Below are 12,819 nucleotides of genomic sequence, written 5' to 3'. Positions count from 1 at the left end.
CTGTAACAAGGTGAATCAAGCATTGTTGAAAAAAACATCACAATAATTGCGGTGGCGCAAAGCGACGGTTGCGAAGAACAGGTAATTGCTGACGCGCAAGCGCAACTCTTTCTAAAATTATCTCCGCCATCAGCAGAACCGGCGCTTCCGCTGCGGCGGCAATCGTCACTCCCAGGGGATCAACCACCCTGCTCTGCCCGATGTTTTTATTGCCGCACTCCCCGGCGGCAACAACATAACAGGTCGTGTCCAGCGCGCGTGCAGCAAGCAGCGTAGCCCAGTGTTGCTCTTTTAGCGGCCCCTTAACCCATGCGGCAGGCAATACCAGCACCTCCGCCCCCTGCAGCGCCAGATGCACCGCCAGCTCCGGGAAACGCAGGTCATAGCAGGTCATCAACCCCACCTTAAACCCGTCGATATCAATGAGCGGTGGGACGACATCTCCCGGATCAACGCGTCGCGACTCCTGGATGCTGAACGCATCATAGAGATGAAGCTTGGCGTAGCGCGCAACAATGGCACCGTCACGGATAGCCACCAGCGTATTCATTGCGCGACCCGGCGTTGAGGGAACGTGCACGGTTAAGACGGTGGTCATCGTACTGCCTACGCTCTGGGCGAGCAGCTGTTGTAAAAATTCGCCGTCAAGGGCCTGTGCAGACTTCACGGACAAATCCGGGTCGTTATCATCCCTTGCCAGCAACGCCTCAGGAAGCACCAGCAGCGACGCGCCTTTCTGTCGGGCCTGTATCATCAGGTTAACGCACTGCACTGCGTTAACCCGCCAGTCAGGCGTGACCGCAAACTGCCCTACCGCAACATACATATTTGTCCCCTCATTATAAACAGCGTTAAACTCGCTACTCTTACACATCAAATAGCAGGTATTTAGCGTGTTACAACTCCTTTTAGCTGTTTTTATTGGTGGAGGCACGGGGAGCGTTGCGAGGTGGTTACTGAGTATGCGGTTTAATCCCCTGCACCAGGCGATTCCATTAGGAACGCTGGCCGCCAACCTGATTGGTGCTTTTATTATTGGTATGGGGCTGGCCTGGTTTAACCGGATGACGCACATCGATCCCATGTGGAAAGTCTTGATTACCACCGGCTTCTGCGGCGGTTTGACCACCTTTTCAACCTTTTCCGCGGAAACGGTTTTTCTCTTTCAGGAAGGACGTATCGGCTGGGCGCTGGTGAATATCGCGATCAACATGATCGGATCTTTCGCGATGACGGGGATCGCATTTTGGCTTTTTTCCTCTGTAAGCACGCATTAACTGCCGGAGCGTTAATGTTGGCTTAATTTTTCTCTGTCACTCTGAAGGCAATACTGAACGAGGGTGACAAATGAAACAGAGTCTGATGAGCGCAGGCATGGTGTTGTTGAGCGTACTGATCGTGGCCAGCTTCCTGAAAATTTACCTGCTTGGCTGATTCATAACGAAAAAAACCCGCTCAATGAGCGGGTTTTGAAATTCTTGCTGACGCGTCTGAATTACAGAGCGATTACGTTAGCAGCAGAAGGGCCTTTGGCACCGTTAGTGATTTCGAACTCTACACGCTGACCTTCAGCCAGAGTTTTGAAACCATTAGACTGGATTGCAGAGAAGTGTACGAACACGTCTTTGCTGCCATCTTCAGGAGTAATGAAACCGAATCCTTTGGACTCATTAAACCACTTAACGTTACCTTTAATCTTAGACATCAAAATTACCTTTACATTAAAAAACGACACAAATGCTGTGTCGGTTACCAGTACAACAATTGTGGGACCTTTTGTCCAGCGGATCTTTGACAAAAAGTGACTAAAGTCGCGTTAATTTTCACTGACAGATTTTTATCGCTTACGAATCAACGGCTGCACGTTTTTTCACCACCAGGTAATGTTTTGTCAGTTAAAACTGAAAACGCATCCAGGCGAAGTAAACGTTACCGTTGTTATACGTTCCCGGAATGTAGGTCATCTGGAACGTTGCAGGGCCGTATCCAACAGAGGCCAGAGGCAGCAATACGGGGATCGGAATGTACTTCCAGTTGTCGCGCGCGGTCACCCCGGCGGTATAGCCCAGACCAACGTGGAAGTTCTCATCCGCCAGCGGGCGCCAGGTCTTTTCCCAGCCGTACCCGCCAATCGGTTCCCACTTGTTAAAGGAGTCTTTGAAGGCCATCAGATAGATGCCATGCCAGTTTCCTTTTTCATCCCAGCGCGACTGACCAAAACCCGCTCCCCAGGGACGCTCGTTGTATTTATCCGTTTTCTCTTTGTCGTAAGCAAAGCGCGCATGCCACGTTATTGCCGGGACATAGAGATCATAATGTTCAGGCGCTGACCAGGTCTGCGAAACATTATCCGTAAAAGTAGAGAACCAACCTTTATCCGTCGCGTTGTTCTCTGCCTGTGCAACAGAACAAAACGTTAACTGGCCAATAATAAACAATAAAATAGAGAAAAAAGTATTACGTACAATCACAATGCAATTACCATTCTTGATATTCGAGGCAAAGTTTAACATAGAATAATTGAACCAAGCCTTAACGGCATCACCCCTACTCTTAAATATCAGGCCGTTTTTCGGGAATATTCTTAAAGCGGCGTTCTGCTTATCCCGAATAAACCCACAACATGTACGCCTAATGTCTGTTAACCGTCTCCAGTACTAACAGGCCAGACCACACAAAAGTTTAACATTTTGTTATCATTACATAGACATGTTACGCTGTCTTTGCCGGTCAAGATCCTTATGACATAAATGCCTTAGCCATGGCAAAAACGCTGTTATGCTGTTCGTTAGTCGTCTGTTTATTGATTTTAATCAGCAAGGGCGGGCCATTAATTCGGCACATTTTCATCCTTCTTTTTTTATATTAATTTTTATATCTCAGGGCAGAAAGACACAGGGGAAATCATGCTTACGTTTATCGAACTCCTAATTGGGGTCGTCGTCATTGTGGGTGTAGCTCGCTACATCATTAAAGGATACTCAGCCACGGGCGTTTTATTTGTCGGTGGTTTAACGCTGCTGATAATCAGCGCAGTAATGGGTCATCAGGTTTTACCTGCCAGCGCAGCCAGCACGGGCTACACCGCTACGGATATTGTTGAATATATTAAAATCCTGCTCATGAGCCGCGGTGGCGATCTGGGTATGATGATCATGATGCTGTGCGGTTTTGCAGCCTATATGACCCATATCGGCGCGAACGACATGGTTGTGAAGCTTGCCTCGAAACCCCTGCAGTACATTAACTCACCGTATCTGTTGATGGTTGCCGCCTATTTCCTCGCCTGCCTGATGTCGCTGGCCGTTTCATCGGCAACCGGGCTTGGCGTACTGTTAATGGCCACGCTGTTCCCGGTGATGGTGAACGTGGGCATCAGCCGTGGGGCAGCGGCGGCAATTTGCGCCTCCCCGGCGGCCATTATTCTCTCCCCGACGTCAGGTGACGTTGTGCTGGCGGCGAAAGCAGCCGAAATGTCGCTTATCGACTTCGCCTTTAAAACCACGCTGCCGATCTCGATTGTCGCCATTGTGGGAATGGGTATCGCGCATTTCTTCTGGCAGCGCTATCTCGATAAGAAAGAGAACATCAGCCATGAAATGATGGATGTAAGCGAAATCACCACCACCGCGCCGGCGTTCTATGCCATTTTGCCGTTCACGCCGATTATCGGCGTGCTCATTTTTGACGGGAAATGGGGCCCGCAGCTGCACATTATTACTATCCTGGTTATCTGTATGCTGTTAGCCGCTGTGCTGGAGTTCGTGCGCGGTTTCAACACCCAAAGAGTCTTCTCCGGCCTTGAGGTCGCGTATCGCGGTATGGCAGATGCGTTTGCTGGCGTGGTGATGCTGTTGGTTGCAGCAGGTGTCTTTGCCCAGGGTCTGAGCACGATCGGCTTTATCCAGAGCCTGATCTCCATCGCCACCTCGTTTGGCTCGGCCAGTATTATCCTGATGCTGGTCCTGGTGGTACTGACCATGCTGGCGGCAATGACCACCGGTTCCGGGAATGCGCCATTTTACGCCTTCGTTGAGATGATCCCTAAGCTGGCTCACTCGTCCGGTATCAACCCGGCTTATCTTTCCATTCCCATGCTCCAGGCCTCAAACCTGGGTCGTACCATCTCGCCTGTCTCAGGCGTGGTGGTGGCGGTTGCCGGGATGGCCAAAATCTCGCCGTTTGAAGTGGTGAAACGCACGTCAGTGCCGGTGCTGGTTGGGCTAATCATCGTCATTATTGCTACCGAAGTGCTGGTTCCCGGCGCCGCCTAAGTGAAATTCCTGATTACCTAAAAGCGCCTGCAGGCGCTTTTTGTGCTTTAATAACCCACAAAAATGAATTGCGCACAACCAATCAGGAAATCACATGTTCAGGAAGGATATCGTTATCCCGTCTGGCGCAGTAGCGCTTGCACTCAGTCTCTTTTCAGCACAGGCCGAACCCCTCAAGGCCACGCAGTACGGCGATTTCGATCGCTATGTGCTAGCTTTATCCTGGCAAACGGGATTTTGTCAAAGCATGGTCGAGCGTAACCGCAATGAACCGGATGAATGTCGTCTGCAAAAAGAGCGCGACAATAAAACCGATTTTCTGACCGTTCACGGGCTATGGCCCGGCCTGCCGAAATCCATTGCCGCACGCGGCGTGGATGAACGTCGATGGATGCGGTTTGGCTGCGCCACGCGCCCTATCCCGAACATGCCGGAAGTGAAGGCCAGCCGCAAATGCGCAGCAGCCGAAACCGGGCTGTCGCTTTCCGGCGCGGCTAAGCTGAACGAGGTCATGCCGGGCGCGGGTGGAAACTCCTGTCTGGAACGTTACGAATATGCCAAACATGGCGTCTGCTTTGGTTTTGATCCCGATGCCTATTTCGGCACCATGGTGAGAATGAATCAGGAAATGAAAAACAGCGCCGTCGGTCATTTCCTTGCGGAAAATTACGGTAAAACCGTCAGCCGGAGTGATTTTGACAACGCCGTTGCCAAAAGCTGGGGCAAGGAAAATATCAAAGCCTTCAAGCTGACCTGCAACGGTAATCCGGCGTATCTGACCGAAATGCAAATTTCACTCAAAGCAGACACCATTAACGCCCCGCTTTCTGCGACATCCTTTGCTCCGCAGCCGCATCCAGGCAACTGCGGAAAACAATTTGTCATTGATAAGGCCGGTTACTGATCGCCCACCACCGGTCGCACCATGTCAAACCGGTGTTCGTCACTGATGCCATAGTAAGCCGTCGGCCCACCCGCACGCAGGATGGGCTGCGCTTTCGCCGTCTGGTATATCCCCTCTTCCAGCAGCGTTTCGGCAATATGGATCCCGACCACTTCTCCCAGCACCAGCCAGGTATCCACCGGCGTACCGTCGGCGCCGGTAAGCTGAATACACTGAGACAGGCGGCACTCAAAGTTGACCGGGCTTTCCGCCACGCGAGGGGCGCTCACCAGCTTGCTTGCCGCAGGCGTTAATCCGGAAAAGGTAAATTCGTCCTGGTCGTGAGGCAGCGTGGCAGAGGTCTGATTCATCGCTTCCGCAAGATCGCGCGTTGCCAGATTCCAGACAAACTCCTTTGTTTCAACAATATTACGCACGCTGTCCTTCCAGCCGTTGCTGGAAAAGCCAATGATCGGCGGGCGATAGTTAAAGCAGTTGAAGAAGCTATACGGCGCAAGGTTGAGCTGACCGGCCTGGTCGCAAGAGGAGATCCAGCCAATCGGACGGGGGCCGACAATGGCGTTCAGCGGGTCATGCGGCAGGCCATGCCCCTGAGACGGTTGGTAGAAGTACATAGCGCTCTCTCGTTGGTAAGGGCTGCTGCGAATGATGTTTCGCGCAACGCCCGGGTTCAGAACATACAGCGTAACGCAATCCGCCAGGAATGAAGATTGAATAAATTTCAGTGAAAATTCATATGGCACATGAATGTGACCTTCATCACTTCAAACTTACGCGTTCAGCCAGTATCATCGGGAGAGTTAAACCCTCGCTGCCAGACGGCGAGGGTTTTCTTTTGGAATGGTTTCTGCGTTAGACGCAGCATTAACGACATGGAGTAAAAAATGTCCAGACCTACAATCATCATCAACGAGCTCGACGCAGAACGTATCGACAGGCTGCTGGAAAAAGCAGAATTCGCCTCACTTCCGGTGGCCGATGCCCTGAATGAGGAACTCGACCGGGCGCAGATGTGCACGCCTGAGACGATGCCGCATAACGTGGTCACCATGAACAGCCAGGTGAAATTCCGCAACCTGACCACCGGTGAAGAGCTGACACGCACGCTGGTTTACCCGGCTCAGATGACCGACAGCAGTGCGCAACTTTCGGTTCTTGCGCCGGTGGGGGCCGCACTGCTGGGGCTGCGCACGGGAGATACCATCCACTGGGACTTGCCGGGCGGTGCCTCCACCCATCTGGAAGTGCTGGAGCTGCTCTACCAGCCAGAAGCCGCGGGCGATTACCTGCGTTAATGTCATTCTGAACAAACGCGACCCGCGTTGCACAGAGGATGCGCCTGCATCCTCTTTCCGAACATCTTCACCCGATTGCGTTACATCGCAGGACAGTACCTTGAGCGCCACCGGCGAGTGATCTCACACCACGCCGCCCGGGAACGCATTTACCAGGCCCTTCACTTTTTGCTCAGCGGCCTCAGGCGTTTCCGCGCCGGGCACCAGAATCACCTTCCGGCACTCCTCCTCCCGTTTTTCGAAAATCTTATAGGCACGTTCCGCATCCGCCAGGGGGAGATAATGCGTCACAATCTCTTCCGGCGTCAGCAGCCCTTTTTCGATCAGCGGTAACAGTTCGCCCAGCCAGGCGTGGACGTGCGTCTGGCCCATCTTAAACGTCAGCCCTTTATCGAAGGCATCCCCAAACAGGAAGCCATGAATAAACCCGGCATACACACCGGGTACGCTGACCACCCCGCCGCGCCGGACGGCAGCGATACACTGACGCAGCGCTTTGCCGCTGCTGCCCTCAATTTTAAGGTTGCTGAGGATCGTCTCTGTGGTGCTGCCCTTGGCTTCGAACCCGACGGCATCAATGACGGCATCGACTCCCCGCTGCCCGGCGGTTTGCTCGATTATCTTTTCCGCCGCGTCGTTATCATCATCAAAATTGATGGGGATAGCACCGTAGCGCGCCTCGGCAAACCGCAGCCGATAGGGGTGATGGTCGATAACAAAAATCTGCTCAGCCCCTAACAGCCGTGCGCAGGCAATCGTCAACAACCCCACCGGACCGGCACCGAAAACGGCGACGCTGGAGCCTTTTTCAATCTGCGCATTTTTTGCCGCCTGCCAGGCGGTGGGTAAAATATCAGACAGAAACAGGGCCTTATCATCGGAGAGCAGCTGCGGCACCTTAAACGGTCCGACGTTGCCTTTCGGCACGCGTACATATTCCGCCTGTCCTCCCGGCACGCCGCCGTAGAGATGGCTATAGCCAAACAGCGCTGCCGGCGCGGGAATTTGCTTTTTGTTCAGCGCAGCGCCCTGCCCGGCATTGGACTTCTCACAGGCAGCGTACTGCTGCAGACGGCAAAAGAAGCAGTCACCGCAGGCGATGACAAAGGGGATCACCACGCGATCGCCTTTTTGCAGGTCCTTCACCTCTCGACCGCACTCGACGATCTCGCCCATAAATTCATGTCCAAAAATGTCGCCGTGCTGCACCTTTGGGATCTTTCCACGATAGAGATGCAGGTCGGAGCCGCAAATCGCCGTGGCCGTGACGCGCAGGATGATATCGTCGGGCTGTTCAATGATGGGATCGGGGACATTCTCAACGCGAACATGGTGCGGACCGTGGTACGTGAGTGCTTTCATGCGACCTCCGAAAGGTTTCAGGTAAGTTTATAAAGGGTAGCTACCCCTGAAAGTCTGCCGGGAAATACGCGCCTTTTGAGATTTATCCTGGCGAGAGAGGAAAAGTGCCGAAGCGCTTACAGAAACCATTCATATTTTGTGGTTGAATGTATCCAGCGTTTATAAACAAGGAGAAACGGTTATGTATAAGACAATCATTATGCCGGTTGATGTTTTCGAAATGGAACTGAGCGACAAAGCTGTTCGCCACGCGGAATTCCTCGCGCAGCAGGACGGAATTATTCATCTTTTACACGTCTTACCGGGCTCTGCCAGCCTGAGCCTGCACCGCTTTGCCGCCGACGTGCGTCGCTTTGAGGAGCACTTACAGCACGAAGCCGAAACGCGGCTGCAGACCATGGTCGGGCATTTCAGCATCGCCCCTTCCCGCATCAAAACCCACGTCCGGTTCGGTAGCGTGCGCGATGCCGTCAATGAACTGGCCGCGGAGCTGAATGCTGACGTGGTGGTGATCGGTTCACGTAATCCTTCCATTACCACTCACCTGCTGGGGTCGAACGCCTCCAGCGTGATCCGCCACACCCATATTCCGGTGATGGTGGTCCGGTAAATACCAACAAAAAACCCCGCTTTCGCGGGGTTTTGTTTATCAGTACAGGTGACCAATATTGACGATGGTGCTGACGGTATCGCCGAAGAAGGTCAGGCGGCTGAGCACCACGCCCACCAGCAGGAGCGCAAACACCGCTTTCTGCATCGGCTGGCGCTTCAGCGATAACGCGCCACCCACAACGCAGCACAGCAGGCTGCCCAGATAGAGCGGCGAGCTTAACCAGGCGTGAGCGGTCATTTTCATGATGGTACCGCCGCTGAGCCACATCACCGGCGCGGCAATCAGCAGCGCCATCAGGGCGATAATCCCCTGGCGCAGCGCGGCGTTTGATCCTTTCAGCCCGAGCAGCGGCGTTGCGGCACAGCCCATCACCCAGACCGTCGCAAAGAACAGCATCATGGTGATGCCGTTGGCAATGGCCTGCATCGCCGGTGCCGCGTAGGTCATTCCCTGCACCACCACCAGCAGGATCCCGAACAGGGACGCCAGCAGCGCTGCGCCTTTGTTTCCCTTACTCAGGAAGGCCAGCCCAATCATGGCGCCGTACAGGGTCGCGCCCAGAATTTCGCGGCTCAGCCAGGCATGTTTCAGGTTAATCAACGCGTTGTATGCGTGTTCCGGGTGCGCCAGATGCAGCACCGCGGCAATGGAGGCTACGCCCAGAATCAGCCCGGTAATCAGCCAGTGAAGGCGGGTGCCATGCACTTCACCACGCAGCGTGCGCCAGGTCAGGAGCAGCGTCATCCCGACGGACATCTGGCTCAGCACGGTAAAAATCACCAACGGCAGTTCGTACTTTTCCATTATTTATCCCCCGGCTGTTTTGGCTGACGGGCCAGAATGAAGCGCGTACCCGGATTAAGCTGAGGCATCTTCGGGAAGCCCGGCGGATACTGCACGGCATTGTTCGGCAGCGGATCGGCATCCAGATCGATAATCGACAGGGCACCGACCGGACACGCGTTCACGCAGGCCGGGGCCATACCGATATCCAGACGTTCATAGCACATGCTGCACTTCTCCGCCTTTTGCGTCTCTTCATTGAAGCGCGGCGCGCCGTACGGGCAGTTACGGATGCAGTTTTTACAGCCGATACAGCGTTCAGGGTTATGGACCACCACGCCGTCATCACGTTTGGTGTAGGCTTCCACCGGGCACGCCGCCAGACAGGCCGGGTTTTCACAGTGGTTACAGGCCAGCGAGAAAAACGCACGCTCCTCATGCGGATAAATTTCTTTATCCAGCGGATAGACATAGCGCCAGAAGCGATCCGGCTCAAGCTGGTTAAAGCTCTTGCAGGCCATGGCGCATCCGCGGCAGCCAATACATTTATCACTGTTCACTAAAAATGCGCGTCTCATGCGTCTGCTCCTTCATTCGCGATAAGGGCAATGTCGACAAACTGGCTGTGGATCGCCGCGCCAGGCGCGCCGGTTGCCATCTTGCCCATATCGGCTGGCGTATCTTTCACGACGTTCTGCACGTTGTACTTAAGCTTGTTAAACCAGGACTCATACATCACCAGGAAATCTTCCGGCACGTTGGTGGTGATCTTCGCCCGCAGCTCCACTTCGCCAACGTCGTTAAACACGCGGACTTTCGCCAGCTCGCGAATACCCTTCTTGTGCGCGGCGGCTGGGTGGATATAGACAAACGGCTCTGGCCAGAAGACCTGCATCCAGTCGAGGTTGACGAACTGAGAGTGAAGGCCGTACTGCAAATGCGGAGTAAACAGATGGAACGGCAGCTTGCCCTCCGCGGCAGGCAGATACTCCGGCAGCGCTTTATGGCCGTTCTTTTCACACAGCTCGGAGAGGAACTCATACTTGCCCGATGGCGTTTTAAACTTGCGGTCGTGCCAGGCCGCCGAGCTGACCATTTTGGCTTTCACCGGCCCATCCAGCAGATCGTCCCAGGAGCGGATACCGAACTGCTTCGCCATGCCCTCATTGAACTCAAGGTCGAGCCATTTTTTCTGGTCAATGTCCTGCGGGAAGGTACAGGAGCCCGGCTCCATTTTGTTGATGGTACGCGAGAGCAGCACGGCAATATCCAAATCGCTCTTGCACTCGTACATCGGTTTAATGGCCGGTTCATTCACCGAAAGCCAGTAATGCCAGTAAGACGACGACAGGTTCCAGTGCTCAAAGGTGGTGGTCACCGGCAGCACAATATCGGCATGCTGCACCGTCTCGTTGAAGAACTGATCGACGCAGACCACCATCTCCAGCTTGCTGAAGGCTTTTTCCATTTTGTTGCGGTCAAAGTCCTGCGCGAACGGGTTCTTGCACGCCACCCACAGCATACGAATGGGCGGATCGTTGGCATCTAGAATGCTCTGCGCGGTCTGGTTCAGGTTCAGCGCGCGGTCGGAATAGTGGCTCTTTTCGCCGCTGTCGCTGACGAACTCCCCTACCGGGCTGCTTTCTCCCACCATGCCAACAGATCCGACCGGTGGCTTCTGCGTCATCGCATGATAGTTGTAGCCCCAGGTCTGCAGATGGCCGTAGCGGGCACCGCCGCCTTCCACACCGATGTTGCCTGTCATGGCAACAAAAGCGTCAATGGCGCGCACGTTCGCCCCACCGTTGACGTGGCGCTGCATCCCGTAGCCGATCCAGACAGTGGCAGGTTTTACCGCGGTGAACTCTTCCGCCAGCTGGCGAATCACCTCTGCCGACAGGCCACAGATTTCAGATGCCCACTCCACGGTGATATTGCTGCGCAGATACTGTTCAAATTCCGGGAAGCCGTGCGCGAAGTTGTTCACAAACTCCTGGTCGACGCGGCCAGTATCCAGCAGGTGCCGCGCCATTCCCAGCGCCAATGCGCCGTCCGATCCCGGGCGCACGCGCAGATACAAATCGGCTTTCGCGGCGGTTTGCGAGAACAGCGGATCAATGACCACCACTTTCGCCCCTTTCTCACGCGCCTGATAGATGTACTTCATGGTATGCATGGAGCACCAGGCCGGGTTTGCGCCCCAGATAATGATGTATTTGGCTTTCACCAAATCTTCCGGGTCGTTACACCACATGTCGCCCATGTCATAGTGCTGGGCATCGATCCCTGCTGGCCAGCATGGCGTACCGGCGAACCGCGTGGTGTAACCGAGAGAAGACATCATCCCCTCCACGGCATAACTCATCACGCCCAGGTTGCCGGAGTATTTCGACAGCGCCAGGCCGAGCATAGACCCGTCTTTCTTTTTAATCTCCAGCATCTTGCTGGCAATGCGCTGCATGGCCTCATCCCAGGAGATGCGACGCCATTTACCGCTGCCGCGCCCATCCTGGATCATCGGGTATTTAATACGGTCCGGGGAGTAGACCCGGCGCGGGTAGGTCAGTCCTTTCACACACGGGGCACCGTGTGTAAACGTGGACTCGCTTGCCCCGTCAACGAAGGTGATGACGTCATCTTTGACCCAGGTTTTTAAGCTGCAGGTGTCGTAGCAGTTACGCGGGCAAGCGTTACGGAAAATTTTGTAGGTTTTTGGGTTAAACGGAATGGGGGGCTGTGCCATGGCACATCGGGATGATAATAGTCCGCCGGGTAATGCGGCAACGGTACCCAGCGCAATCAGTCCTTTTAAAAAGGAGCGCCGGTTTAGCTGCCCTTTATCAATACTCATAATATTACTCTCGTCTTTAATTCATCAAACCAATTAGTCATCTGCAACGCGAGACATTTAATTGCGGATGTTTTCGCGCAATCCTTTATTTTTGCGATAAATGCGGGGAGCCATAATTCAAGATGCCCCTGCACAAAGCGGGCGAGTGCGTCATGATATTGCGGCGAATGTCTGGCATGCGCGGAGAGCATCACCACCAGCTCCATTTCATAGCTGACGTGATCGTCGGGAACGCTATTTTCCCCGGTAACAAAAAGCCCGATGCTGCGCAGGAATTCGCGTACGCTCAGCGTTGTAGCGCCCATCAGTAGAGGCTCTTCGTCCAGATACACCGAGGCATAAGGCGGCGCCAATAGCGTTGCAGGGCCGACAAACAGGGCGTTGAAATCATACTCAACCTCTAACGCCTCATCCTGCTGCCAGGTTTCGCTTTCCGGGAATAAAGGATGTAACGAAGCGCATCGCGATGTCATGTCCGCCGCGTTAAAGAAATCACGAAACATCAATCCCTTTATTTCAAAGGGGGTTAACGTCTCATATATTGAAGAAGTGGATGTATCTTTGTCATTCATATTAAATATAAATATTTACCGCTATAAAAAACGACAAGATATTATCAGCAGGCTTATTATTTTCTTTGATCGAAGCAGGTAATTAACGCATGAAGGGGTTAATAGCGAGGATAATTGAGGGTAAAAAAATCTAAAAAAAAGCCACCTCATAAAGAGGTGGCTACT

General features: G+C 53.8%; 14 protein-coding genes. 5 read left to right on the top strand and 9 right to left on the bottom strand.

Features of this window, described 5'->3' with window-relative positions; all coding sequences use genetic code 11:
- Window positions 1-37: 37 nt before the first annotated feature.
- Window positions 38-826, bottom strand: a complete 789-nt coding sequence (locus tag IM299_RS07040) for a deaminated glutathione amidase (protein WP_041910921.1) — start codon at window positions 824-826, stop codon at window positions 38-40.
- A 67-nt stretch (window positions 827-893) separates the two neighbouring features.
- Between IM299_RS07040 and crcB the strand changes: the two genes are divergently transcribed.
- A complete protein-coding gene (gene crcB, locus IM299_RS07035; protein WP_041910922.1) occupies window positions 894-1,277 on the top strand; it encodes a fluoride efflux transporter CrcB in 384 nt (127 codons plus the stop codon).
- Between the two features lie 218 nt (window positions 1,278-1,495).
- Here crcB and cspE read toward each other — a convergent pair whose 3' ends face one another.
- Both cspE and pagP read right to left on the bottom strand, forming a co-directional pair.
- Complete coding sequence (gene cspE, locus IM299_RS07030; RefSeq protein WP_002439184.1) at window positions 1,496-1,705, bottom strand: transcription antiterminator/RNA stability regulator CspE; 210 nt, start codon at window positions 1,703-1,705, stop codon at window positions 1,496-1,498.
- A 190-nt stretch (window positions 1,706-1,895) separates the two neighbouring features.
- The gene (gene pagP, locus IM299_RS07025) at window positions 1,896-2,513 is read right to left on the bottom strand and encodes a lipid IV(A) palmitoyltransferase PagP (RefSeq protein ID WP_048956861.1); all 618 of its coding nucleotides are present in this window, start codon (window positions 2,511-2,513) and stop codon (window positions 1,896-1,898) included.
- A gap of 393 nt (window positions 2,514-2,906) precedes the next feature.
- Here pagP and dcuC point away from each other — a divergent pair, with 393 nt between their 5' ends.
- Both dcuC and rna read left to right on the top strand, forming a co-directional pair.
- Window positions 2,907-4,274, top strand: coding sequence for an anaerobic C4-dicarboxylate transporter DcuC (gene dcuC / locus IM299_RS07020; protein WP_045630869.1), 1,368 nt, complete (start codon window positions 2,907-2,909; stop codon window positions 4,272-4,274).
- A 94-nt stretch (window positions 4,275-4,368) separates the two neighbouring features.
- Window positions 4,369-5,178 (top strand): ribonuclease I, encoded by an 810-nt coding sequence (rna, locus tag IM299_RS07015; protein WP_060573635.1) that lies wholly within the window; start codon window positions 4,369-4,371, stop codon window positions 5,176-5,178.
- Here rna and IM299_RS07010 read toward each other — a convergent pair.
- Complete coding sequence (locus IM299_RS07010; protein WP_041910924.1) at window positions 5,172-5,792, bottom strand: flavin reductase family protein; 621 nt, start codon at window positions 5,790-5,792, stop codon at window positions 5,172-5,174. The two genes, rna and IM299_RS07010, sit on opposite strands and share 7 nt — an antisense overlap.
- Window positions 5,793-6,062: 270 nt before the next feature.
- On the opposite strand from IM299_RS07010, the gene rnk reads away from it, so the two are divergent.
- Window positions 6,063-6,473, top strand: a complete 411-nt coding sequence (rnk, locus tag IM299_RS07005; RefSeq protein WP_028012325.1) for a nucleoside diphosphate kinase regulator — start codon at window positions 6,063-6,065, stop codon at window positions 6,471-6,473.
- 123 nt (window positions 6,474-6,596) lie between these two features.
- On the opposite strand, the gene IM299_RS07000 is transcribed toward rnk, so the two are convergent.
- Window positions 6,597-7,835 carry a zinc-dependent alcohol dehydrogenase gene (locus IM299_RS07000; protein WP_047363736.1) on the bottom strand — a complete coding sequence of 413 codons (1,239 nt, stop codon included), beginning with the start codon at window positions 7,833-7,835 and terminating at the stop codon, window positions 6,597-6,599.
- Between the two features lie 181 nt (window positions 7,836-8,016).
- Here IM299_RS07000 and uspG point away from each other — a divergent pair, with 181 nt between their 5' ends.
- Complete coding sequence (gene uspG, locus IM299_RS06995; RefSeq protein ID WP_048956867.1) at window positions 8,017-8,445, top strand: universal stress protein UspG; 429 nt, start codon at window positions 8,017-8,019, stop codon at window positions 8,443-8,445.
- 39 nt (window positions 8,446-8,484) lie between these two features.
- Here uspG and IM299_RS06990 read toward each other — a convergent pair whose 3' ends face one another.
- The 4 genes from IM299_RS06990 to IM299_RS06975 are packed head-to-tail and all read right to left on the bottom strand — an operon-like array spanning window position 8,485 to window position 12,585.
- Window positions 8,485-9,252, bottom strand: coding sequence for a DmsC/YnfH family molybdoenzyme membrane anchor subunit (locus IM299_RS06990; RefSeq protein ID WP_041910926.1), 768 nt, complete (start codon window positions 9,250-9,252; stop codon window positions 8,485-8,487).
- Window positions 9,252-9,809, bottom strand: coding sequence for a 4Fe-4S dicluster domain-containing protein (locus IM299_RS06985; protein WP_028012321.1), 558 nt, complete (start codon window positions 9,807-9,809; stop codon window positions 9,252-9,254). Before IM299_RS06985 ends, IM299_RS06990 begins: the two co-directional genes overlap by 1 nt.
- Window positions 9,806-12,082, bottom strand: coding sequence for a molybdopterin-dependent oxidoreductase (locus IM299_RS06980; protein WP_193357232.1), 2,277 nt, complete (start codon window positions 12,080-12,082; stop codon window positions 9,806-9,808). The genes IM299_RS06985 and IM299_RS06980 overlap by 4 nt, the downstream gene beginning before the upstream one ends.
- Window positions 12,079-12,585, bottom strand: coding sequence for a molecular chaperone (locus IM299_RS06975; RefSeq protein ID WP_048956871.1), 507 nt, complete (start codon window positions 12,583-12,585; stop codon window positions 12,079-12,081). The genes IM299_RS06980 and IM299_RS06975 overlap by 4 nt, the downstream gene beginning before the upstream one ends.
- Window positions 12,586-12,819: the final 234 nt, after the last annotated feature.

It is taken from the genome of Enterobacter cloacae complex sp. P47BA, from assembly GCF_014930485.1.
GTDB lineage: Bacteria > Pseudomonadota > Gammaproteobacteria > Enterobacterales > Enterobacteriaceae > Enterobacter > Enterobacter bugandensis.
The sequence above is the reverse complement of the archived record's forward strand: the minus strand, read 5'-3'. Positions and strand labels throughout refer to the sequence as shown.